This window comes from Streptomyces sp. NPDC031379 (assembly GCF_055569615.1).
The window spans coordinates 130,240-153,124 of the sequence record NZ_JBVIIT010000004.1 but is presented as its reverse complement, the minus strand read 5'-3'; the positions used below and the strand labels follow the sequence as shown (position 1 = coordinate 153,124).

Sequence of the window (22,885 nt, the reverse complement as noted above, 5' to 3'; positions counted from 1 at the left end):
GTGACCGCAGTCACTGACCAGGACCACACGGATCACACCGACCACATGGGGCGCATGGAGCACGGCAGCGACACCGGGGCCGGGCCCATGAAGCGTCATGACCAGACGGGCCCGGGGGTGGTGCGGCCCGGCGAGCGCGGTGACGGCCCGTTCGGTGATGCCGGCACCGCTGCCGTCGCTGACGAGAGCGGCCGGCACGCGCGCGTGGACGACGGGGGCACGGCGGCGTGGGAACGGCCCGCCACGATGCCGGGTATCGCCAGGAGCGATGTCGGTGGTGAGGGTGAGCGGGACGGTGACGCTGATGCCGATGGTGCCGGTGACAGCGTGAAGCGGATGCTCATGGCGGACCGGAGCGTGGATCAGGTCCGGCCGGTGCATGGGATGAGCGCCGTCGCGGGCACCGGTCCGCGTCCCCACACGCCCAAGCCCCGCAACACCGGGGACACGCCGAGACCGCGCCCCGCCGAGGAGGCGCCGAAGCCCCGCACCGACGAGAAGACACCGCAGTCCCGTCTCACCGAGGACGCGCCGACACCCGGCAGCACCGACGAGGCACTGAAGCCCCGTCCCGCCGAGGACGCGCCGAAGCTCCGCGACGCCGGGGACGCATCGAAGCTCCGCGACGCCGGGGACGCATCGAAGCTCCGCGACGCCGGGGACGCGCCCAAACTCCGCAGCGCCGAGGACGCGCCGCAGCCCCGTCCCACCGAGGATGCGTCGCAGTCTCATCCCATCGAGGACGCGCCGCAGTCTCATCCCATCGAGGACGTGCTGAAGCCCGGCGACACCGACACCGGCAGCGCGCCGAAGCCCGGCGACACCGACGAGGCGCCGGAGCCGGGCAGTACCGACGGGGCGCTGAATCCGGGCGACACCGGCGAGGTGCTGAAGCCCCGTACCGACGAGAACGCGCCGAGGGCTCGCTCCACCGAGGACGCGCCGGAGGCCCGCTCCACCGAGGACGCGTCGAAGTCCCGGTCCGCCGAGGAAGAAGCCCCAGCGGGTACCACCGAGGAGCCGTCGCAGGCCCGGCCCGTCGAGGAGCCGCCGCAATCCCGGACCGGCGAGGAAGAACCGAAAGCGCGCCTCACCAAGGAGCCGCCGCAATCCCGGCCCGCCGAAGAGGCGTCGAAGCAGCGCTCCGCCGAGGAGGCATCCAAGCAGCGCCCCGCCAAGGAGACGCCCAGTCGGCGCTCCGCCGAGGAGGCGTCGACATCCCGTTCCGCCGAGGACGCGGCGGCCGGCGCCGACGTCGACCCCGACTCCGGGGAACCCTGGGGTGACGGGCTGATCGCCCGGCGTGTCACGGAGGCCAACGCGGCCGCCCTGGAGACGCCGAGCCGCAGCCCGGGCAGCCACAACCCCACTCCGCTGGCGTACGACGGCCCGCTGCGCTCCCGCCTGGACGCCCTGCGCGAACTCGTCGGGCTCTCCCGTACCCGCCTGGACAGCCGCACCCTCGCCGAGGCGGGCCGCGTCCTGGACGAGGCGGCCGCCCGTCGCAAACTCTCCGGTCGGCACACCGTCGTGGCCATCGCGGGTGCCACCGGCAGCGGCAAGTCGCAGCTGTTCAACTCCCTCGCCGGGGTGGCCATCTCCGAGACCGGCGTCCGGCGCCCGACCACGGCCGCCCCCATCGCGTGCAGCTGGAGCGACGGCGCGGCCAGCCTCATCGACCGGCTGGGCATCCCGGGCCGGCTGCGCCGCCGCCCGCTGCAGAGCGCCGAGGCCGAGGCGCAGTTGCGCGGGCTGGTGCTGGTCGACCTGCCCGACCACGACTCCGCCGCCGTACAGCACCGCGAGCAGGTCGACCGGATCCTCAAGCTGGTCGACGCGGTGATCTGGGTGGTCGATCCCGAGAAGTACGCCGACGCCGTTCTGCACGAGCGCTATCTGCGGCCCATGGCCGGGCACGCGGAGGTCATGTTCGTCGTCCTCAACCAGGTCGACCGGCTGCCCGGGGAGGCCGCCGACCAGGTCCTGGACGACCTGCGGCGGCTGCTGGACGAAGACGGGGTCGCGCTCGGCGAGTACGGCGAACCCGGCGCCACCGTGCTCGCGCTGTCCGCCCTCACCGGCGAGGGCGTGGGCGATCTGCGCGAGGCGCTCGGCGAGTTCGTGGCGGAGCGCGGCGCCGCGGCCCGCCGGGTCTCGGCCGACGTCGACGCCGCGGCGGCCGAGCTGCGGCCCGTCTACGCCACCGGGCGGCGGGTCGGCCTCAGCGAGGAGGCGCGCGAGGAGTTCGCCGCGCGGCTCGCGGACGCGGTGGGCGCCACGGCGGCGGGCGAGGCGGCCGAGCGCGCCTGGCTGCGCAACGCCAACCGGGCCTGTGGAACTCCGTGGCTGCGGCTGTGGCGCTGGTGCCAGGACCGTGGTGAACGCACCACCGGCCGCATCCCGGTCCGCACGCAGGCCGACGAGGAGGCCACGGCCCGCCAGCGCGTGGAACAGGCGGTCCGTACGGTGGCCGACCGGGCCTCGGGCGGGTTGCCCGCACCCTGGGCGCAGGCGGTGCGCGAGGCGGCCGTACGCGGCTCGCACGGGTTGTCGGAGGCACTGGACGAACTGGCCGAGCGGGCCGGACTGCCGCCGGGCCGTCCGCCCCGGCCGGGCTGGTGGCCGGTGGCGGTGCTGGTCCAGGCGTCGATGACGCTGCTGCAGATCGTGGGCGGCCTGTGGCTGGCGGGCCAGATCGCCGGTGTCATGAGCCCCAACCTGGGGGTTCCGGTGCTGTTGATGATCTGCGGGATCATCGGCGGACCGCTGGTGGAGTGGGGCTGCCGGATGGCCGCCAGGGGACCCGCCCGGCGCTACGGCCAGGAGGCGGAACGGCGACTCCGGGAGGCCGCCGCGAGCTGCGGCCGGGGTCGGGTCCTCGATCCGGTCGCTTCGGAGCTGCTGCGGTACCGGGAGGTGCGGGAGCAGTACGGACGCGTCGTGCAGAGCGGGGCCGGGGTGGGGTGAGAGCGGGTGCCGGACCGGGCGCGGGTCTCCTGGAGACCGGCGCCCCACCCGCCTCCCGAACACCGGCGCCCCACCGGGTGGGTCTCTCGGAGACCGGAGAACGGAGACCGGCGCCGGATCGGATGCGGGTCACTCGGAGACCGGCGCTGCCGCGGTTGCGGCAGCAGGCCCTGTGGGGGGCGAAGCGGTAGGGGGAGGGGTGTCACCCGTGAGGGTGACGGGGTTTTCCCCAGGTGAGGGGTCGTCCACAGCGCTCAGCGGGCCCGGCCCGGCGGAGGCAGTCTGAATCCACGCGATCGCACGGCGGTCCGGCCGAAGAGACGGCGGGCCGGGCCGCGGGCGGTCGGCGGGACGTGCGGGCACGTACGGCAGTCGTACGCGCCGGCACGGCAGACGCAGCCGTACGGGAAGGGCCCGTACGCGTGTCCGCCCGGTCGGCGGAGACCGGCCGGGGGAGGGGAGCGAGGACATGAACGAGACCATCGTCTGCGTGGTGGGCAACGTGGCGACCGCGCCGGTGTACCGCGAACTGCCGGCGGGCCCGTCGGCCCGGTTCCGGCTGGCGGTGACCGCCCGCTACTGGGACCGGGAGAAGAGCGCCTGGACGGACGGACACACCAACTTCTTCACGGTGTGGGCCAACCGCCAGCTCGCGGTCAACGTGACCGCGTCGGTGGAGGTGGGCCAGCCCGTCGTGGTCCAGGGCCGGCTGAAGGTGCGCACGGACGTGCGCGACGGCCAGCAGCAGTGGGCGTCCGCCGACATCGACGCCGTGGCGATCGGCCACGATCTGTCCCGCGGCACCGCGGTCTTCCACCGCGCGGCCAAACCGGAGGCGTCGCCGGCGGCCGCCCGGCCCGAGCCGAACTGGGAGACACCGCGCGCCGGGGACACCCCGGACGGCGTGCCCGGGCAACGGGACGCGGAACCAGTGCCGGTGACGTGACGTCAGAGCAGATGCACGACCGACGGCGCCCCGGCCGGGACCCCGGTCTGTCGGGCACTCAGCTCCGAACGCCCGTACGAACTGGTGGATTTGTCGATAAGCCCAGCTCATGAACCGCCCTCGCGATAACGATTGCGGATCGGATCGGCCATCGGATGATCCGATCGGCGGGTGAGGCGTCGCCTGATCCATAAGATGCCGGGCGTGCCCCTTGGGGCTGCCGATTCTGCAGGTGGGACCGTCCCCCACGACCAACGGGTCCTGCTCGAAGGGGAATTCTGTGCTTGCTGCGTTCTCTGGGTTCTGCCGGTCCGCCGGAGCGGCCCGCCTGGCCGCCGCCACCGCGGCGTCCGGCCTCGTGACGGCCGGAGTGCTGTCCGGTGCCGGTACGGCCGTGGCCGTCGAGACCCCGCAGACCCAGGGCGGGGCGACGGCCACGATCGGCGGTCTCAAGACCTACGGCGAGGCCGTGATCCACGCGGACGGCGGCGATCAGCGCGTGTCAGCGGGACTGTTCGAGATGTCCGTGGACGGCGGCGGCACCCTGCAGACGTACTGCGTCGACCTCCACAATCCCACCCGGCGCGACGCCCGGTACCAGGAGACGCCCTGGAGCGGCACCTCGCTGGGTGCCAACAAGGACGCCGGCAAGATCCGCTGGATCCTGCAGAACTCCTACCCCCAGGTCAACGATCTCGCCGCGCTCGCACGGCGGGCGGGCGCGGGCACGCTCACCGAGCAGGACGCGGCGGCCGGAACCCAGGTGGCCATCTGGCGCTACTCGGACGGCGCGAAGGTCGACGCCGTCGACCCGCAGGCCGAGAAGCTCGCCGACTACCTGGAGAAGAGCGCCCGGAGCCTCGGCGAGCCGCAGGCCTCGCTCACCCTGGACCCGCCCGCGGTCTCCGGCCGGCCGGGCGACCTGCTGGGACCGGTGACCGTGCACACCAACGCGGGCGCGGTCACGGTGACCCCGCCGACGGACGCGGCCACCAGTGGCGTGCGGATCATCGACAAGACCGGCAAGGTGCTCACCTCCGCCAAGGACGGCAGCCGCCTGTACTTCGACATCCCCGAGGGCGCGGCGGACGGCACGGCCCAGCTGGCCCTGCAGGCGTCGACCACCGTGCCGGTGGGCCGTGCCTTCGCCTCCGACAGTCGTAGCCAGACCCAGATCCTGGCCGGTTCCAGCGAGTCCACGGTCTCCGCGACGGCGACGGCCTCCTGGGCGGCCAAGGGCGCCATACCGGCGGTGTCGGCGCGGAAGAACTGCGCCAAGGGCGGGGTGGACATCATCGCGGCCAACAAGGGTGACAAGCCGTTCACCTTCGCGCTGATGGGCGCGGAGCACACGATCCCCGCGGGCGCCTCCCGCACGGTGACCGTCCCGCTCCAGGAAGACCAGGCCTACGACTTCACGATCACCGGCCCGAACGGCTTCAGCCACCGCTTCACCGGCGTCCTCGACTGCCGGACGCAGGGCACGATCACGACCGAGACCACCCAGATCCACAACCAGCCCAGCCCGGCCACGGTGGGCGGCACCGCCGCCACGGACACCACCGACCTGGCCGCCACCGGCGGCTCCGCGATCACCCCGCTGATCGCGGGCGTGGCCATCGGCCTGGTGGTGATCGGCGGCGCGGTGCTGGTGATCCTGCGCAAGCGCGAACAGCCGGGAGCCTGAGCGGGGCTATTTCCTCGCGGCTTCCAGGAGCTGGTCGAGGCTGCGCTCGGTCCAGCGGAACTGAGTGGACATTCCGTACGGTTCCTGCTCCGAGTCATTGAGGCGTTCCAGGCCTTCGGGGTCCCGTGAAATGGACACCGAGAGGTAGGGGTCGGTGTCGCCCTCGGCGAAATCGACGCCCTTGTGCCATCGGGGATAGACCCACCAGCCGGTTGCGTAGTCGGTGGCGTGCGTCAGGTTCAGCATCTCGCTGCTGTGATAGATCTTCGAGTAGAAGCGGTAGACATCGTCACCGGGACTCGCGAGCCAGCCGGGAGCGTCCCAGAGGTGCTTCCCCGATTCCGGGTCCCAAGAGGTGGTGCCCGAACCGGCGTAGTTGTTCCCGAGCTTGCCCCGGTCGGCTCGGATGAACGAGGCGTTCGCGTCGATCTCGATGCGGCCGGACTTCGAGCGCAGCGGCACGTCGACGACGAAATCCTGCGACAGGTCGGCACCGGGGTCCAGCCAGTCTCCCGGCCCCGCGAACTTTCCGGTGCCCAGCATGTGGGAGGGAGAGTAGGCAACGTGTCTCATCGCTTCGTCGTAGGACCAGGCCTCGCGCTTCCACTCAGGCGCGTCGATGCCTTTCTCGGTGAAGGCGGCGGGCCATTCCTTGACCGTCCACATGGTGCCGACGACATAGATCCGCACCGATCCCGCGTTACGGAACTCCACGTGCGCCGGCACATGAAGAGCGGTCCCGTCCGGGCTCGCCGTGGGATGACCGAAGGCGACACTGAAGGGGATTCTCACCGGGGTCGAGTAGGGCACGTACATTTGCGAATAGGCCAGGCTCGCGATCCCGGCGACTCCGGAGGCGACCACACTGAGGGCGACCCCTTTGGGATGCGGAATGTCCTGCCAGGCTTTCTGGCGCGTCATCAGCCGGAAGGCCCAGGCGGCCCACAGCGCCAGGGCGATCCACAACCAGAGGAAGGGCGTGTACGAGCGGCCCTGGATCTGCGTGATCAGGAACATCAGGTTCGTGACCGTCACGGTGCCGATGCCCACCAGGACCGCCGCGCCCGAGTAGCGCAGGGCTCTTCTGCCCCAGTAGTCGCACACGGCCAGGACCGCGACCGCCTCCACCAGCGCCGCGGTGAGGAAGGCGACCCCGACGACCCGGCCGCCGTATGCCAGCGCGTTGAAGGAGTCCGTACTTCCCACGTGGAAGAGCACCGACGCGGACGCCAGAAGCCCCAGAGCCATCACGGCACCGGCGCCTCGTCTGCGCCATCGGCGGTCGGGCCAGCGGGCGGGTCCCGCCAGCCAGGCGACCTGGCCGGCGTCGTCCAGGTCCAGGTCCGGCAGTCCCGCCCGGCGGACCAGCCGCTGCAGCCCGCGCCGCGTCCAGACCCGGCCCACGATCTCACCCCGCACCCGAACGGCCCGAAGGCCTCGCTCGTCCGGGGCCTCGACGACAACGACAGGACGGTTGCTCATGCGTCAAGCGTGACCACGCCCCCGCCGCCACCCGCGCAACGGCGGCCTGCCGGGCGCGTCACCCCCGGTGACCGACAGTGACGGACGAGCCACCACCGCCGACAGCGAAGCCCCAGGTCAGCGCCTTCGGACACAACGGGTTTCCATCCAGGGGTGGCGGTCAGGCAAGATGGGGTGTTACTTGCCACGAGAGGGCATGAAAAGGCCCCTCACCAGCAGGTTTCCCGCCGATGAGGGGCCGTGTCGGGCTGTGTGGGCCGTCACTGGGCCGTCAGGCGCTGGCAGCCCTAGCTTGCGGGCAGGCGCGGCGGAGGATCTTCCACACCGAGGCACGTTCGCATCAGGCCGCGCATCTGCTTCCATCGGTCCCAGAGCTCTTGGAGATCCTGCTCGATCTCCTCGAACGACCTCACCGGATTCCCCTCCTCCAGACGCTTCACCCGCCGGTACGCCTGGGCGAGTTCCTTCGCTATGGCGTCCAACTCGACCAGCACGATGGATGAGGCAACCAGCTGAGCTTCTGCGAAGGCGGCGTGATGGGCATGGCGTGCCGCCTCTAGGTCATCACGGCACGCAGACGTCACCGTGCCTTGATGGACATCCCATAGGTAGTTCATGAGTTGGATGCGATATCGGCGATAAGCCGTGTTTGTTGCGATGTAGCACGCGCGCCGCTCGGACAGGCGCGTTTCCTCTCTGTCGCGCGCCCACTGGGCCTGTAGTGCCTGCTGCTGTCGTTCGAACTGTTGTTCCTGAACCCGAAAGACGATCCGCTGCGAGAAGCTGGGAGCCAGCAGGGTCCCCGTCACGCCAACGAGCGCAGCGATCAAAGCGGTTAGACCGTTATCCATGCCTGCCCCCCGGCTCGACTGGATGTGTCGTCGACAGCCAAGCTCATGATGCCCGGGAACACGGCATTCCATCGATGCGTCGACTGGGCACGTTTACGCGGCTTGGCTCCGGGCGTGACCGGCGGCTTGGTACATCACGCTGATGGCGTTTCGAGTCCGCGTCTCACTACTAGGCATGAGGTGTGTGTAGACCCGGAGCGTGAATCCGGGATCGCTGTGCCCGAGGTACAGGCTCAGAGCCTTGATGCTCTCCCCGGCGTCCAGGAGCACCGAGGCGTAGAAGTGGCGCAGGGCGTGCATGCCGTGCTCGCGGGCTGCCGCGTAGCGCTCGCCTCTCTCGGCGGCCGGGATGATGCCGGCGGATGCCAGAGCGGGCTTCCACGACTGGTCATTGAACCCCTCGCTCCAGATGGCTGCGTCGATGCCGCTCGTGAAGACAAGGCGGTGCGTCACCTTCGGGCCAGTCGGGGTCAGCCAGGGCAAGGTCACGTCGACGGGCGGGAAGCGCTCCAGGTGCTCGCCGAGAGCGGCCGACACCTCCGGGTCGAGCGGGACGTCACGGAGCTTGCCGCGCTTCGGCGGGGCGAAGACGAGCGTGCCGCGAACCTTCTTCACCTGCTGGCGGACGTACAGCCAGCCGAGGTCCCCGATGTTGTCGACGGCCAGTCCGAAGATCTCGCCCTGTCGCAGCCCGCATCCGGCGCCGAGGTCGGCCATGGCCCTGTAGCGCTCAGGGAGGCCACCCCGTACGCCGAAGACCTGCTCAGCAGTCCATGGATGGACGCGTGTCGGCACGGGACGGGGTGCCTTGACCGATCTGGCCCGGCAGGGATTTGAGGCCAGCAGACGGTCATCTACGGCCGCGTTCAGCACGGAGGACACCGCGTCGAAGATGAGGCGCCGGTACTGGGCCGAGGCAACGGCGTCTTCCAGCTGACGGTTCCAGTCGCGGACGTGCTCGGGCTGGAACGACCCGATGGGGCGTGTGCCGAGGTACGGCAGGGCGTGAAGGCGCAGCCTGCCTTCCACAGCGGCACGGCTGGTGAGATCCGTCGTGAGGGCACCGAGCCAGCGCTCCGTGTACTCGCGGAAGGTGACCCGGGCCGCCCTGGGGTCGATGTACTGGCCGCGCGCCATGTCGGCCTCGATGTTGATCAGCCATTGGTCAGCCAGCCGCTTTTGCTTGTCGGGAAAGCTCTTGGACTTCTCGGTGCCGTCCGGGCCGATGTAGCGCGCGCGGTAACGCATGCCGCTGCCGTGGCGATCGGTCTTCACTCTTCGGGTCCTGCCGTCCGATCCGACCTCGGTCCGATACCAGCGATCTTGGATGTGCCCGGCCATCAGGCAGCCTCCCCGAGCTGGGTGTCCACCCAGGTCCGCACGTCGGTCGGGTCGAAGCGCAGGTGCCGGCCGACCCGGAAGCCGCGGGGACCGGTGCGCTTACGGCGCCACTGGTAGACCGTCTCGACACTGGGGAGCTCGAACATCTCGACCAGGTCCTCAGGGGTCAGGAACCGGCTCGGCAGCTCTGAGGCCATGGTCAGCATTCCCTTTCGTCGGTGAGTTGATCGCGCAGGGCTTCACGGGCGGTCTCGCGGTTGAGCTGGAGGTCACGGGCGATGGTGGCGGCTAGGGCGGATTCGCCGGGGCTGTGGCCGTGTCCGGCGTACTGCCAGTCGGCCAGGACCAGGACGGTGTCGGGCTCGGCGTCGTCCAGGCCGAGGGCCTCGCGTTCCTGGGCGGCGCGGTAGTCGGCGCGTTCCTGGCGGAGGGCGCCGAGGGTGGTGGAGTAGCTGCGGGACTTGGTGGAGAAGTGGCCGCGGAAGCCGAGCATGTGGGCCCAGCGGGCCAGCTGGCGGTCGGGATAGAGCGGCTGCAGCTGGGCGCAGGCGGCCATGAGGCGGCGGGCGTGGTCGGTGACGTCCAGGCGGGCGAGGTCTTCGATCAGGCCGGTGCCGTGGCAGGTGGCGCAGCGGCTGAGCGCGGAGCCAGCGCGGTCGTATCGGCGGGAGCGGCCGGTGCCCCGGCACGCGCGGCAGTGGACGGGGGTGTCTGTGGAGCCGGTGTTCTCGGCGGCTTTGGTGGCGTACTTGGCGACGTAGGAGGCGACGGCCTGTTCGGTGATGTCGGAGGCGTCGCCGAACGCCTTGACCGGGCGGACGTCGAGCTGGGTGCCCCAGCGGAAGGTGCGGGCGGGCTGGTCCTCGGCGGCCGGCACCGAGATGGAGGTGTAGGAGTGCGCGGCGGCGGCGCGGATGGCATCGGTGAGCAGGGTGACGGTTGCCCAGGAGGGTGGCGGGGTGTCCGGTCCGGCGGGGCCGTCGAGGCGTATGACGGCGTGGAAGTGCACGGCGCCGCGCTTCTGGAACTCGGCGACCTTGCCGTATGAGACGCGTAGGTGGTCGGGGAGTTCCCGGCGGGTGAGTCCGGCGCGGATGGCGATCTCGCGGCGCAGGCGGGTGGTGAAGCGCTGCCAGAGCTGTCCGGCGTGGTTGTTGAAGAGGACGGCGCCCGCGTAGTCGTAGCTGGCCGGTTCCAGGGCGGTGCCCAGGACGGGATCGTCGGCCGCGTGACGGGCGCCGCAGCACCCGCGCGGCGAGCCCGACGGCAGACAGCCGGGCAGCGATGGCCGCCGCGCTAACTCCCGAAGCGGGCACAGGGCAGCCTCCGTCACCGGCGATCACTTTCAGTGAAGCTAGTTAACTAGATTAGAGCTAGTGGACTAGATTTTCCATATGCCTGAGCAGCCGCCCTATCTCCGCATCGCCGACGAACTGCGGCGGCGGATCGCGGAGCACGTATGGGAGCCCGGGGACCGCCTGCCCTCCCGCACCCAGATCGGCCAGGAGTGCGGGGTGGGCGAGAACGTGGTCCGCCGGGCACAGGAGCTGCTGATCTCCCAAGGTGTGCTGGAGGGCCGTGCCGGATCGGGCACGTACGTCGCTGAGCCCCGGCAGCGGGTGCGGATGGTCCGTTCGTCGGCGCGTGAGCGGCCCGACGGGTCGCCGTTCCGAGCGGACATGAAGGCCGTGGGCAGGCAGGGGGACTGGGAGAGCCGGAGCGACGCCAAGGTGCCGGCTCCCGCGGACATCGCGGCCCGGCTCGGAATCGCCGAGGGCGAGCTGTGTGTCCGGACGACGTACGAGTTCCTGAGCGACGGTAGGCCGGTGCAGCTGTCGACGAGCTGGGAGCCGTACGACCTCACCGGCGGCACACTCGTCGTCCTCCCGGAGGGAGGGCCGCACGCCGGGGCGGGGGTCGTGAACCGCATGGCCGAGATCGGCGTCACCGTCAGCCATGCCGTGGAGCAGCCGGAGCCGCGGCAGGCCACCGCCGAGGAGGCGTCGCTCCTGGGTATCCAGAAGGCCGCGCTCGTCACGCACATCCGGCGGACGTACTACAGCGACCAGGGGCGGCCCGTGGAGACTGCGGACATCGTGGTGCCCGCTGCTCACTGCGAGATCGTGTACGAGATCCCGATTAATCGCTAGCCAAGGGATGTCCCGTAAGTGATCTATACGCTGAGCCGCGCAGCGCTGCTGCCAGGTCAAGCTGTGACGCCACTCGTGCGAGGGATAGGCGGCTTGTGACTGTGCAGTGACTCGGCCCTGGTGGGCCTCGCGCAGCGCTTTCACGAGTACGTCCACGTCCGCGTCTCCGGTGTAGACGATCAACCCGTAAGAGCGCTACGAGCAAGGGTCGTTACCCACCTGGCATCCCAGCAGTAACCGTCCGGATCTAGTCGTGTTCTCACGAGAGAGCCAATGATGTGATCAGTGCATGAAGAAGATCGCATTAGGTGCAGCAGCGCTCATAGCCGTGGCCTCCGTGTCGGCGGGGTCTGTCGCCTCTGCGGCCCCCATGCCAGCACAGCCGCACCCCTGGGACAAGCGCATCAAGTGCCAGGCCAAGGACCCCACGGGTCGGAACATCGTCACCCGGTACGGGAACTCCGAGTTCGGCTGGCAGCACTTCACCGGCCGCCACAACATCAAGAAGTGCGGAACGATCGCGGCCGTCGTCAACGAGCACCCCGAGAGCGACGACCATCACGGCCGCCTTGTGTACGGCGGGGTAGAGTTCGAGACCGGCGTACCCCGGCCTCGGATGGTGAAGATCGTGGTCATCGTTCAGTACTCACGCAAGACCAAAGACCAGCAATACGACGCCGGCAGGGGGCAGACCATCGGCGTCATCAACGCGTTCTGCAAGAACCAGCCGGGGAACAAGTGCCCGGCCTGGGCGAAGCTGTGACAGCTCCAGGCCAGGACCACCACCAGGGGGTCTTCGAGCGTCTGCCCGGGATTGTCCGCGCCCTGGTCGTCGATCACACGCCGGACCTCCCCGCCTTCAAGGGGCTGGTGATCACCGGTAGCGACCGCATGCGGCTGTACCTCACAGCACCTGACGGAAGCCTCACCTACGGAGCCGACGTGATCATCAGCCATACCGGCCCCGGCCTGCTCGCCGGAATCACATTCGGCTACCTCGAAAACGAGCATGACCAGAAGCCGACCGACGATCCCCTGTGCGATGTGGTCGTAGACCTGACCAGCTACTGAACGGCGACCAGGGCGCGCACCAGGAACACGAGCGGCCCCCGGAAGACATCCTCCGGGGGCCGCTCGTCGCTTCCATCCAGAACGTTGAAGGCGGAGACAGAGAAGTGGTGTGGCCCCCACCCGATTCCTCATCGCCGGGACAAGCGCTAGCCGACAGCCGACGGTGAACCTGTTGCCCGCCGGGGCTGCTCGTAAAGGGGGGGAGCCGTGCCCCAGGCGTGCCCGTCCAGCCCGCGAGCGGTGCCCCACTTCGGGCCGTCCCTGGGCCGTCCGAGGTCCCCCGAGGGCACTCAACGGCGACCGGCAGTGACAGACGAGTCACAGTGGCCAGCAGTGAAACCCCAGGTCACAGCCCCCCGACCATACGGGTTAACACCCAAGGCTGGACGTCAGGCAAGATGGGGTGTATCTGCCCACTGCCAGATTTCAAGCTGCCGGACGGTTTCTCTTGGCTGAGTTCATTTACACCATGCGCAAGGCGCGCAAAGCGCACGGCGACAAGGTGATCCTCGACGACGTCACCCTGAGCTTCCTGCCGGGAGCGAAGATCGGTGTCGTCGGCCCGAACGGTGCCGGTAAGTCGACCGTGCTGAAGATCATGGCCGGTCTCGAGCAGCCGTCCAACGGTGACGCGTTCCTGTCGCCGGGCTACAGCGTGGGCATCCTGCTCCAGGAGCCGCCGCTGAACGAGGAGAAGACCGTTCTGGAGAACGTCCAGGACGGTGTCGCCGAGATCAAGGGCAAGCTCGACCGGTTCAACGAGATCGCCGAACTGATGGCGACCGACTACTCGGACGCGCTGCTCGACGAGATGGGCAAGCTCCAGGAGGAGCTGGACCACGCCAACGCGTGGGACCTCGACGCCCAGCTCGAGCAGGCCATGGACGCGCTCGGGTGCCCGCCCGGCGACTGGCCCGTCACCAACCTCTCCGGTGGTGAGAAGCGCCGCGTCGCGCTCTGCAAGCTGCTGCTCGAGCAGCCCGACCTGCTGCTCCTCGACGAGCCCACCAACCACCTCGACGCCGAGTCCGTGAACTGGCTGGAGCAGCACCTCGCCAAGTACCCGGGCACCGTCGTGGCCGTCACCCACGACCGGTACTTCCTCGACAACGTCGCCGGCTGGATCTGCGAGGTCGACCGCGGCCGCCTGCACGGCTACGAGGGCAACTACTCGAAGTACCTGGAGACCAAGGCGACCCGTCTGAAGGTCGAGGGCCAGAAGGACGCCAAGCGGCAGAAGCGGCTCAAGGAAGAGCTGGAGTGGGTCCGCTCCAACGCCAAGGGGCGCCAGGCCAAGTCCAAGGCCCGTCTCGCCCGGTACGAGGAGATGGCCGCCGAGGCCGACAAGATGCGGAAGCTGGACTTCGAGGAGATCCAGATCCCGCCGGGCCCGCGCCTGGGCAACGTCGTCGTCGAGGTCGACAAGCTGAACAAGGCCTTCGGTGAGAAGGTCCTCGTCGACGGCCTGAGCTTCACCCTCCCGCGCAACGGCATCGTCGGCGTCATCGGCCCGAACGGCGCCGGCAAGACCACGCTGTTCAAGATGATCCAGGGCCTGGAGACCCCGGACTCCGGCGACATCAAGGTCGGCGAGACCGTCAAGATCTCCTACGTCGACCAGAGCCGCGCGAACCTCGACCCGAAGAAGACGCTGTGGGAGGTCGTGTCCGACGGCCTCGACTACATCAACGTCGGACAGGTCGAGATGCCGTCCCGCGCGTATGTGTCCGCCTTCGGGTTCAAGGGGCCGGACCAGCAGAAGCCGGCCGGTGTCCTCTCCGGTGGTGAGCGCAACCGCCTCAACCTGGCGCTGACCCTGAAGCAGGGCGGCAACCTGCTGCTCCTCGACGAGCCCACCAACGACCTCGACGTCGAGACCCTCGGCAGCCTGGAGAACGCGCTGCTGGAGTTCCCCGGCTGCGCCGTGGTCGTCTCCCACGACCGGTGGTTCCTCGACCGGGTCGCCACCCACATCCTCGCCTACGAGGGTGAGTCGAGGTGGTTCTGGTTCGAGGGCAACTTCGAGTCGTACGAGAAGAACAAGGTCGAGCGGCTCGGCCCGGACGCCGCGCGTCCGCACCGCGCCACCTACAAGAAGCTGACCCGGGGCTGATCGATCTTGCGCCACATCTACCGCTGCCCGCTGCGCTGGGCGGACATGGACGCGTACGGCCACGTCAACAACGTGGTGTTCCTCCGCTACCTGGAGGAAGCCCGTATCGACTTCCTGTTCCGCCCGGACAAGGAGTTCAAGCAGGGGTCCGTGGTGGCGCGCCACGAGATCGACTACAAACAACAGCTCGTGCACCGGCACCACCCGGTGGACATCGAGCTGTGGGTCACCGAGATCCGGGCCGCGTCCTTCACCATCGCCTACGAGGTGAAGGACGCCGATCTCGTGTACGTGCGGGCCTCCACCGTCATCGTGCCGTTCGACTTCGAGGCCCAGCGGCCCCGCCGGATCACCGCCGAGGAGCGCGAGTTCCTCCAGGAGTACCGGGACGAGGCCGCCGACGAGAAGGCCGTCGCCGCATGACGGTGCTGCACCTCGCCGACGAGACGGAGGCGGCGGACCTCGCCGCCTTCCTCTCCCGGCTGCTCCACTACGACCGTGGAGCCGCGGTACGCCTGCAGGCCGCCGGCACGGCACTCGCCGTCTTCGGGCGGCCGCCGTCCTTCGAGGTGCTCGCGGTCCGTGCGGTGCGGCTGGCGAAGCCGTACGAGAACGGGCTCGACGTCACCCTCGACGTGACGGTCTCCGCCGGTGAGTTCCTGGAGTCGGTGGACGAGCGGGCGGCCGTCGCCGCCGTTCCGGGCGCGGTCACCGGGCCGCCGTGGGCGGGCGTGCTGCCGCCGCGCGGCGGCTGGCAGCCGGAGCCGGGGCTGCCTGCCCCGGACGCGCTGCGGGCGACCGTCGCCGCGGCGGTCACCGAATTCCGCTCCCGTACGGAGGAGTTGGCGCCCGAGGGGCGTACCCGTGCGGAGCTGGACCGGATCGGGCGGGACATCTGGTCCCGGGAGATAGGGGGGACCCGGCTCCCGGTGCGCGCCGTGCACGCGGCGCAGTCCCTGGGCTTCCTGCGGCCGGGGACCGGGCCCGCCGACACGGGTCTGTTCTCCTCCGGGGCGTGGCTCAGGCTGCGTACGCCGTACGGGTCCATCGCCGTCCGCCGGGCCGGGCTCGGGTCCCTCGGGGTCAGCGTGCGCTGAGCGGCCGCGGTCGCCTCGCCCGGGTGCCTCACTCCGTGTCGTCCGGCCATACGCCGATGTGGTCGGACTCCAGTTCCAGGGCCACGCGTTCGCGCATGTCGAGGGCGCGGAGGTAGTCGGCGGGCAGTTGCAGGCGGCCCGCGCGGTCGAGCATGGCGTACTCGCGGGCGACGACCCTCTCGTGGCCGGTCGCGGCGTCGATCTCGCTGCGGCGCAGTACCTCCGTGGAGGTGCGGCCGTCGCGGATGGCGACCGTGCGGCGGACCTCGCTCGCGACCGCCTGGTCGTGGGTGACGATGACGATCGTGGTGCCGAGGGTCTCGTTGGCCGTGCGGAAGGCGTCGAAGATCTGCGCGGCCGTCTGGGAGTCGAGTTCGCCGGTGGGTTCGTCGGCGAGCAGGACCGCGGGGTCGTTCGCGAGGGCCACGGCGATCGCCACGCGCTGCTGCTGACCTCCGGACATCTCCCGCGGACGCCGGTCACGGCAGTCGGCCACCTGTAGCAGCTCCAGGAGTTCGAGGGCGCGTTCGGTGCGGGCGCGCCGGCCCTTGCGGGTGCGGGAGAGCTGGAGGGGCAGGGCGGTGTTCTGGGCCGCGGTGAGGTAGGGGAGCAGGTTGCGGGAGGTCTGCTGCCAGACGAAGCCGACGACTTCGCGGCGGTAGGCCAGGCGGTCCCCGGCGGTCATGGTGAGCAGGTCGCGGCCGGCGACGCGGGCCGCGCCCGCGGTGGGGGTGTCCAGGCCGGCGAGGATGTTCATCAGGGTGGACTTGCCGCTGCCGGACGCGCCGACGAGGGCCATCAACTCGCCCTCGCGGACGAGGAGGTCGAGGCCCTGGAGGGCTTGGACCTCGACGCCGTCCGTGGTGAAGACGCGGACGAGGCGGTCGCAGGTGATCAGGGCGTCGTGGCCGTAGGCGGGGCGGTCCTTGGCGTCCGTGACGCGCCTGGCCAGGTCGGTGAGGGTGGGGTCGCTCGTCATGGCGTCTCCTGCGTGGGTGCCGGGTGCCGGGTGCCGGGTGCCGGGTGCGGTTGCCGGGCGGGGGTCGGGTCGCTCGGCGGCGCTTGCGGGGTGCCGCCGCGCCCACCCGTGCCGCTCGGGGCAGGGGGAGTCACCGCGCATCGCCCGCCCTCAGTTCCGCGACCGACCCCCGTCTTCCCGTCCACCACGCCTGGAGCGTCGCCACGGCCACCGACACCACCACGACCAGGACCGCCGGGACCGTCAGCGACCACGTGTCGGGGTGCAGGCCGGCGTCGGCGAGAGGGGTCGGGGAGGACGGCAGGGCGATGGTCGCCAGGTCGATGCCGGGGGAGAGGAGGAGGACGGCGGACCAGCCGGTCAGGGTGCCGCCGGCCGCGGCGAGCAGGGCCTGCGGCAGGGACTCCAGGACGAGCAGGCGGCGGCCCTGGGCGCGGGTGAGGCCCATGGTGCGCAGCCGGGCGAGGAGCGCGGCCCGCTCGGGGGCGGCCCGCAGCAGGGCCAGCAGCAGTGCGAGGACGGCGAAGCCGGCGCCCGCGGTCACGGCCGCCGTGTAGACGTGCACGGCGCCCGACTGCAGGGGCGAGTCGGCGTAGCGGGCGCGCTCGTCGGCACGGACATGGACCGCGGCCGAGCCGCCGACGGCGTGCCGCAGCGCGCCCGCGTCCAGGTGTTCGCCGGTCACCAGCAGGGCCGTCGGACGGTTCGCCGGGTCGGCGAGGCCCGCGCGGTTCACGACGAGGAAGTCGGTGCCGGAGACGGCCGGGGTGTGGTCGCGGACGAGCACGATGCGCACGGTGACCGCGCTGCCGTCCGCCAGCCGGACCAGGAAGGGACGCCGGGTGCCGTACGCGGAGGCGACGGACGGGGAGGCCACGGCGGGCAGGGTGCCCGTGCGGCCCTCGAGCCGGTCGGCGGGGACGGCGCCGAGGCCGGTGCGGTGCGTCAACGCGGCGTAGGCGGACGGGTCCACGCCGGCCAGCGGTATCGAGTCCTGGCCGTCCTCCGGTTTGGCCTGGTAGTCGATGCTCACCGCGGCCACCTCGCGCACTCCGGGCACGGCCCGCACCCGGCGGGGGACGTCGGCCGGGAGCGGTGCGTCGGAGTCGGCGCGGGCGTCGGCGCCGACGGTGAGGAGGGCGGCGCGGTCGCGGGCGTCGGCCACCCCCGCCAGCACCGAGCCGCCGAAGGCCGCCGTGGTCAGCGCGGTCAGCAGAGCGAGGAGCGGCAGGACCGCGGAGACCGAGGTGCGGCCCGCGCGGGCCAGGGAGAGGTGGCCCACCACCCCGCGCAGCCGCCCGGCCGGTCCGGCGAACCGGCGCAGCAGCGGCGGGTACAGACGGAGCAGCACCAGGGCGGCGATGATCCCGACCAGGACCGGTGCCACGGCCACCAGCTGATCGCCCGTCGTGCCGCGCCGGCGCAGGGTTGCGACCGCTCCGGCGGCCAGCACCAGCAGGGTCAGTTCCACGACCGTGCGGCGCCGGGAGGGCCGTACGGTGGCCACGTCCTCGCGGGGGGCCGTCATCCGGACGGTGCGGTGGGCGAGGGCGGCGCGCACCGGCAGGGCGGCGCAGGCGGTGAGCGTGACGGCCGCGGCGGCGGCGACGGCGTGGCCGGTGCGCCCCTGGGGGACGGCCGCCAGGGCGGCCGCCAGGCCGAGCGCGCCCGCCGGAACGGCGACCACGGCGGTCTCGGCCAGCAGCCGTCCGGCGAGTCCGGGCAGAAAGGCGCCGCGGGCGCGCAGCAGCGCGAGTTCGGCGCGGCGCCGGTCGGCGGCCAGGCCGCCCGCCATGAGCAGGACGACGGCGGCGACCGTGGCGGTCCCCGCGGCGGCCACGGAGACCAGCGGGGAGATGCCGGAGCGCAGCCGGGAGAAGGAAGTGAGGGCCTCGTCCAGGTCGGTGTCGATGTCGGCGCCGTAGTCGGTGAGGGCGCGGGCCCGTTGCAGCGCGGGCCCGGACTCCAGGGCGGCGACGGCCGGCTTCAGCCGGTCCAGGTCATGGGCGTGCAGGCCGCGCAGGTCGGGCGCGAGAAGCCAGTAGCGGGCCGGGGCGGTGCTGGTGCCGAGCAGTGCCGGGGCCGCCTCCGGAGGCAGCAGCAGCGCACCGAGCCAGTACTGGTCCGGGTCCGGGCCCGGGGGCGGCACGGTCACCAGCTCGGGGGTGCGCAGCAGCGGGTCGGTGGACCAGTAGGCGCCGTCGGGGTCGCGCGGGACGAGGATGCCGGTGACGCGGACCGCGAGCGGCTGCCGGCCGGGCGCCGGCACATGGATGACCGAACCCACCTCGATGTGCAGGCTCTTGGCGGTGGCGGCGGTCACCGCGGCCTCCACCTCGGGGGTCGTCTCGTCGACCGGGTGCGGGGCGTGCGGCAGCCGGCCGGTGCGGACGTGCGCGTGGCCGGCCAGGCCGCTCCGCGCGGTCAGCGAGACATGGGCGGGCAGCCCGCTCGGGCGGGGCAGCCACGGGTCGGGCACCGCGGGGCGTACGGTGCCGCCGACGCCGTACGCGGACTGGGCGCGGTCGACGGTCAGCGGGCCGGGGACCGTCCCGAGCAGCTTCCTGTACTGCCGTTCCAGGGCGGCCGGACGCATCGCCCGGGCCCGCTGGGCGGCCGACAGCCCGAGGTCGGGCTGGGGTGCCGTCACCCGCACGCCGGTGTGTTCCGGGCGGGCCTGGCGCAGCGCCCGCCGCAGGCCCGCGTCCTCGTACCGGTCGACCGCGCGCGGGAAGACGGCCGCCAGACACGAGGTCAGCGCGACCAGCAGCGCGAGCGCGACGGCGGCACCGGGCGCGGCCCGCAGCCGGGTCCGTACCCACGGTGCGATCACGGGCGGCACCGGACGGCCCACCTCACTCACCTCCCTGTTCGCGCAGTGCCCGACCCGGGTCCGCGCGGCGCACGGCCGCTGCCGCGGCGACCGCGAGCGGGGCCGCGGCGACGCCGGCCAGCAGCAACGCCACCTGTCCGGGCGGCAGCCGGACCAGCAGATCCGGCACGGGCCGGGTGGCCTCGCCGGTCAGCACGACCAGCGGCAGCACGGCACGCGCCAGTACGGTGCCCAGGCCGAGACCCACGGCGAGCGCCAGGCCCACCAGGACGGCCTGTTCGGCGGCGACCGTCCGGGCCAGCTGGCGGCGCGGCACGCCGAGGGCGCGCAGCACCGCGAACTCCGCGCCGCGGGCCCGCTGCGCTCCGGCGGCGCCGACCGCGAAGCCGACCGCGGCGAGCGCCGCCGCCACCACGGCCGCCGCCGTGAAGGCGGCCTCGGGGCCCGCGCCGAAGGGGTCGTCGCGCAGTTCGGCGGCGATCTCGTCGCGCACCACCACCTGGCCCGGGCCGACGTCCGGCAGCGCCCGCACGCCGGCGGCCACGCGGGCGGTGTCGCCGGGTGCGGTGGTGAGCCACCACTCGGTGGGCGTCGCGCTCTCGCCGTACCGGGCCTGCAGCACCTGGTTCACGGCGCGCAGGTCGAGCAGGACGGCACCGCCGTCGCGGGCACCGGTGTTGTCGGGGTCGGCGGTGGCGGGCAGCGCCCGTACCGCCCGGACGATCCGCACCGGCACCCTCCGGTCGCCGATGGTCAGGTCGACCCGCTGCCCGGGGCGGGCGCTCGCCGAGTCCAGGTAGCGGTCGGTGACGACGGCCCCCACCTCGGCCGGCGCGGGCTGGGTCACCTGGAGCCGGACGGTGAGGGAGGCGACCGTCCAGATGTCCGCGTCCGGGAGGTAGCCGGTGCTGTAGGCGAAGGTCAGGGGGTGCGTGCCGGCGACTTCCGGGCGGGTGGGGCTGGTGGCCGCGCTCGGGACGGCGGCCCCTCCCGCCCGCGCGTCGGTGGTCCACCTGGCCGGCAGGGCCAGCCGGTGTTCCTGCCCGTGGCCGTCGTACGCGGTCAACGTGTCCAGGGTGAGCCGGTGTCGCTCGGCGCGGTCGGCGGGCTGCGTCAGGTCCAGGCGGAGGCCGGTGAGGGTCAGCGCGCCGGCCGGGGCGCCGAGGCCGAGGGTCAGGGTGTGGTCGCGGCCGTCGGCGGGGAGCTGCCCGAACGGCACCTGGTACGGCACCCCGTACCGGTCCGCCAGGGTCGCCGTCACCTCCGTGCCGGTCCCCGGCCCGGTGGAGCTGTGCAGGCGTGCCGTCAGCCGCAGCCGGGCGGTGCCCGCGGGCACGGGGGTGCCGGCCGGGGAGCCCTGGGGCGCGAGTGCGGCCAGCAGCGGCCGCACCGGCACGTCCGCCAGGTCCGGGCGCATCAGCACCGCGTCCGCCGCGTGCCGGGTGTCCAGGGCGAGCACGGTCGCCGTACGGTCGCCGGACAGCGGCTGGGAGCCGCGTACGGCCGGGGCGGCCTGGCGGACGTGCGGCAGGTCCGCGTAGAGGTCCGTGCGGCCGAGGCCGCCCTCCCCGGCGGAGATCACCCGTACCGGGACGCCGGCGCGGAAGTCGGCCTGGTCGTCCTGCGAGCGGTCCCAGGAGGCGGCCTGTCCGATGGCGAGCATGCCGAGCGCGACGGCGAGGACGAGCAGCAGCACCGGGCCCGCGCCGCGCGCGGTGCGCCGGCTGAACTGCCAGCCGGCCAGCGCCACCGGCAGTCCCCGTCCGCCGGCCGCCCACCGCTCGGCGAGGCGTGCCACGGGGGGCAGCAGCCGCAGCGTGAGCACGGTTCCGGCGAGCAGCGCCAGCGCGGGCGCGGCGACCAGCAGCGGGTCGACGCCGAGCGTGCCGGACCGGTCGGCGGCCACCCCGCCGGTGCCCTGCCGGCCCAGTTGCCAGTAGGCCACTCCGGCGATCGCGAGCAGGCCGAGGTCGGCGCCGGTGCGCAGCGGGGCGGGGACGGCCCGGGAGGCGGCCGGGCGGGCGGTCCGCCGGCGGGACTTCGGGCGCGGCAGCCACGCCCGCGCAAGGCCGGCTCTCCGTCTCCGTGCCCGGTCCCGCACCTGCGCCCCGGCTCCGGTGACCGCCGGCACCGTCACGGCGAGCGCGCAGCCCAGGGCCGCCCCCGCCGCCACCAGCCAGACGAGGGGCCGGCCGGCGGGCGGCAGGTCCAGGTGCAGACCGAGGCGGGCCAGCGGGCCGTGTCCGGCGAGCAGAGCGGTGAGCGGCCCGGCGACCAGGGGCGCGCACACGGCCGCGGGCAGCGCGAGGAGCAGGGCCTCGGCCGCGGCGAGAGCGGCGATCCGGGCCAGGGAGGCGCCCCGGGCGCGCATCAGCCGGGTCTCGCCGGTGCGTTCGGTGCTGAGCAGCCGGGCCACCAGCAGCAGCGCGTACCCGGCGAGCAGCACGAGCTGAGTCGCGACGATCAGCAGGGTGGAGCGGGCGACCAGCAGCGAACGGTCCACCCGGTCCAGGACGTCCGGCAGCGCGGTCTGCGACACCGTCGTACCGCGCAGCGCGGCGGGGCTGCGCAGGGCCGCGCCGCCTTCCCGGGCCGCGGTGCGCAGCCGGCCGATCCGCGCGGTCGTCGCCGTCGCGAAGTCCGCCGAGGCCAGCCAGGCCGTGGACCCGGCGCTCACCCGGCCGCCGGTGAGCGCGGACGGGTCGGCGAGCAGCGGGCCGTAGGTGGTGAAGCCGGACTTCTTCGCGCCGCGGCCGAGCAGATCGTCCAGCCGCCAGTACGGCGCCGTCACCGAGGCGGGCCGGTACACGCCGGTGACGCGCACCCGGACCGCGGGGCCGTCCAGCCGGTCGGCCAGGGTGAGCCGGTCGCCGGCCTTCAGCCGCAGCGCCCGGGCGGCGGCCTGCGGGAGCGCCACCTCGACCGGTCCGGCGCCACGGCGCGGCAGCCGGCCGGCGGTCAGGCGCAGCTGGGTGCGGTCGAGCGCGGCGAAGTACGTCAGGTCGGGGTCGTCGGACCGGTTCCCGGGCGGCCGCAGGGAGCGGGGCAGCGCGTACGGCCCCGAGCGGCGCAGGGTCCGTACGGTCACCGGCAGACCGTCGAAGGTCTGCCGGGCGCCCGCGCGTACGGCGGTGTCGGCGGCGGCCCGCTCCCGCGCCGGCACGTCCGCCTTGACGATCAGGGCGGTGTCGGCCGCGTTGCGGGCATCGCCCAGCACGTGGCGCAGCGCCGCGTCGCCGATCGCCCCCGAGTAGGCCGTGAGCGTGGCCAGTACCGCGGTGGTCAGCACCACCGTGAGCAGCGCGGCGCTCAGCAGCAGGCGGTGCGCACGTGCGCGTAAGAAGACGAACCCCGTCACCCGGCCCCCG

16 protein-coding genes and 1 pseudogene are annotated in these 22,885 nt (G+C 72.6%); 9 read left to right on the top strand and 8 right to left on the bottom strand.

Features of this window, described 5'->3' with window-relative positions; genetic code table 11:
• The 3 genes from ACZ5CW_RS07470 to ACZ5CW_RS07460 all read left to right on the top strand — a co-directional run bounded on the left by ACZ5CW_RS07470 (position 1) and on the right by ACZ5CW_RS07460 (position 5,600).
• Positions 1–2,967, top strand: a complete 2,967-nt coding sequence (locus ACZ5CW_RS07470) for a YfjP family GTPase (RefSeq protein WP_468599242.1) — start codon at positions 1–3, stop codon at positions 2,965–2,967.
• Between the two features lie 469 nt (positions 2,968–3,436).
• On the top strand, positions 3,437–3,913 hold the full coding sequence (locus ACZ5CW_RS07465) for a single-stranded DNA-binding protein (RefSeq protein WP_468599241.1): 477 nt from the start codon (positions 3,437–3,439) through the stop codon (positions 3,911–3,913).
• 280 nt (positions 3,914–4,193) lie between these two features.
• Positions 4,194–5,600 carry a Cys-Gln thioester bond-forming surface protein gene (locus tag ACZ5CW_RS07460; protein WP_468599239.1) on the top strand — a complete coding sequence of 469 codons (1,407 nt, stop codon included), beginning with the start codon at positions 4,194–4,196 and terminating at the stop codon, positions 5,598–5,600.
• Positions 5,601–5,606: 6 nt separating this feature from the next.
• Here ACZ5CW_RS07460 and ACZ5CW_RS07455 read toward each other — a convergent pair whose 3' ends face one another.
• The 5 genes and pseudogenes from ACZ5CW_RS07455 to ACZ5CW_RS07435 form a co-directional block, all read right to left on the bottom strand.
• Positions 5,607–7,082: a hypothetical protein gene (locus ACZ5CW_RS07455; protein ID WP_468599237.1), complete on the bottom strand. Its 1,476-nt coding sequence runs from the start codon at positions 7,080–7,082 to the stop codon at positions 5,607–5,609.
• A gap of 287 nt (positions 7,083–7,369) precedes the next feature.
• Positions 7,370–7,891 (bottom strand): hypothetical protein, encoded by a 522-nt coding sequence (locus ACZ5CW_RS07450; RefSeq protein ID WP_468599236.1) that lies wholly within the window; start codon positions 7,889–7,891, stop codon positions 7,370–7,372.
• A gap of 135 nt (positions 7,892–8,026) precedes the next feature.
• The gene (locus ACZ5CW_RS07445) at positions 8,027–9,274 is read right to left on the bottom strand and encodes a tyrosine-type recombinase/integrase (protein ID WP_468599235.1); all 1,248 of its coding nucleotides are present in this window, start codon (positions 9,272–9,274) and stop codon (positions 8,027–8,029) included.
• On the bottom strand, positions 9,274–9,480 hold the full coding sequence (locus tag ACZ5CW_RS07440) for a helix-turn-helix transcriptional regulator (RefSeq protein ID WP_468599233.1): 207 nt from the start codon (positions 9,478–9,480) through the stop codon (positions 9,274–9,276). The genes ACZ5CW_RS07445 and ACZ5CW_RS07440 overlap by 1 nt, the downstream gene beginning before the upstream one ends.
• Positions 9,474–10,517 (bottom strand): annotated as a pseudogene (locus tag ACZ5CW_RS07435) (replication initiator); the annotation flags it as partial. The pseudogene ACZ5CW_RS07435 and the gene ACZ5CW_RS07440, both read right to left, overlap by 7 nt.
• Positions 10,518–10,668: 151 nt before the next feature.
• Here ACZ5CW_RS07435 and ACZ5CW_RS07430 point away from each other — a divergent pair.
• From ACZ5CW_RS07430 to ACZ5CW_RS07405, 6 genes are all read left to right on the top strand, one after another.
• The gene (locus tag ACZ5CW_RS07430) at positions 10,669–11,424 is read left to right on the top strand and encodes a GntR family transcriptional regulator (RefSeq protein ID WP_468599232.1); all 756 of its coding nucleotides are present in this window, start codon (positions 10,669–10,671) and stop codon (positions 11,422–11,424) included.
• 370 nt (positions 11,425–11,794) lie between these two features.
• Positions 11,795–12,187 (top strand): hypothetical protein, encoded by a 393-nt coding sequence (locus ACZ5CW_RS07425; RefSeq protein WP_391337083.1) that lies wholly within the window; start codon positions 11,795–11,797, stop codon positions 12,185–12,187.
• Positions 12,163–12,495: a hypothetical protein gene (locus tag ACZ5CW_RS07420; RefSeq protein WP_391337085.1), complete on the top strand. Its 333-nt coding sequence runs from the start codon at positions 12,163–12,165 to the stop codon at positions 12,493–12,495. The genes ACZ5CW_RS07425 and ACZ5CW_RS07420 overlap by 25 nt, the downstream gene beginning before the upstream one ends.
• A gap of 448 nt (positions 12,496–12,943) precedes the next feature.
• Positions 12,944–14,608 carry an energy-dependent translational throttle protein EttA gene (gene ettA, locus ACZ5CW_RS07415; RefSeq protein ID WP_468599230.1) on the top strand — a complete coding sequence of 555 codons (1,665 nt, stop codon included), beginning with the start codon at positions 12,944–12,946 and terminating at the stop codon, positions 14,606–14,608.
• A 6-nt stretch (positions 14,609–14,614) separates the two neighbouring features.
• Complete coding sequence (locus ACZ5CW_RS07410) at positions 14,615–15,031, top strand: acyl-CoA thioesterase (RefSeq protein WP_468599228.1); 417 nt, start codon at positions 14,615–14,617, stop codon at positions 15,029–15,031.
• Positions 15,028–15,705: a DUF8185 domain-containing protein gene (locus ACZ5CW_RS07405; RefSeq protein WP_468599227.1), complete on the top strand. Its 678-nt coding sequence runs from the start codon at positions 15,028–15,030 to the stop codon at positions 15,703–15,705. Before ACZ5CW_RS07410 ends, ACZ5CW_RS07405 begins: the two co-directional genes overlap by 4 nt.
• 28 nt (positions 15,706–15,733) lie before the next feature.
• Here the strand turns inward: ACZ5CW_RS07405 and ACZ5CW_RS07400 are convergent, their stop codons facing one another.
• The 3 genes from ACZ5CW_RS07400 to ACZ5CW_RS07390 all read right to left on the bottom strand — a co-directional run bounded on the left by ACZ5CW_RS07400 (position 15,734) and on the right by ACZ5CW_RS07390 (position 22,875).
• The gene (locus ACZ5CW_RS07400) at positions 15,734–16,684 is read right to left on the bottom strand and encodes an ABC transporter ATP-binding protein (protein ID WP_468599225.1); all 951 of its coding nucleotides are present in this window, start codon (positions 16,682–16,684) and stop codon (positions 15,734–15,736) included.
• Positions 16,685–16,814: 130 nt separating this feature from the next.
• Positions 16,815–19,526, bottom strand: a complete 2,712-nt coding sequence (locus ACZ5CW_RS07395; protein ID WP_468599521.1) for an FtsX-like permease family protein — start codon at positions 19,524–19,526, stop codon at positions 16,815–16,817.
• Positions 19,527–19,539: 13 nt separating this feature from the next.
• The gene (locus tag ACZ5CW_RS07390; protein WP_468599223.1) at positions 19,540–22,875 is read right to left on the bottom strand and encodes an FtsX-like permease family protein; all 3,336 of its coding nucleotides are present in this window, start codon (positions 22,873–22,875) and stop codon (positions 19,540–19,542) included.
• Between the last annotated feature and the right edge of the window lie 10 nt (positions 22,876–22,885).

What these genes read in the sequence shown, in the direction of transcription:
- ACZ5CW_RS07405 (WP_468599227.1), top strand. Translation starts at nt 15,028, where the DNA reads ATGACGGTGCTGCACCTCGCCGACGAGACGGAGGCGGCGGACCTCGCC.
- ACZ5CW_RS07465 (WP_468599241.1), top strand. Translation starts at nt 3,437, where the DNA reads ATGAACGAGACCATCGTCTGCGTGGTGGGCAACGTGGCGACCGCGCCG.
- ACZ5CW_RS07455 (WP_468599237.1), bottom strand. Translation starts at nt 7,082, where the DNA reads ATGAGCAACCGTCCTGTCGTTGTCGTCGAGGCCCCGGACGAGCGAGGC.
- ACZ5CW_RS07425 (WP_391337083.1), top strand. Translation starts at nt 11,795, where the DNA reads ATGCCAGCACAGCCGCACCCCTGGGACAAGCGCATCAAGTGCCAGGCC.
- ACZ5CW_RS07400 (WP_468599225.1), bottom strand. Translation starts at nt 16,684, where the DNA reads ATGACGAGCGACCCCACCCTCACCGACCTGGCCAGGCGCGTCACGGAC.
- ACZ5CW_RS07430 (WP_468599232.1), top strand. Translation starts at nt 10,669, where the DNA reads ATGCCTGAGCAGCCGCCCTATCTCCGCATCGCCGACGAACTGCGGCGG.
- ACZ5CW_RS07440 (WP_468599233.1), bottom strand. Translation starts at nt 9,480, where the DNA reads ATGCTGACCATGGCCTCAGAGCTGCCGAGCCGGTTCCTGACCCCTGAG.
- ACZ5CW_RS07445 (WP_468599235.1), bottom strand. Translation starts at nt 9,274, where the DNA reads ATGGCCGGGCACATCCAAGATCGCTGGTATCGGACCGAGGTCGGATCG.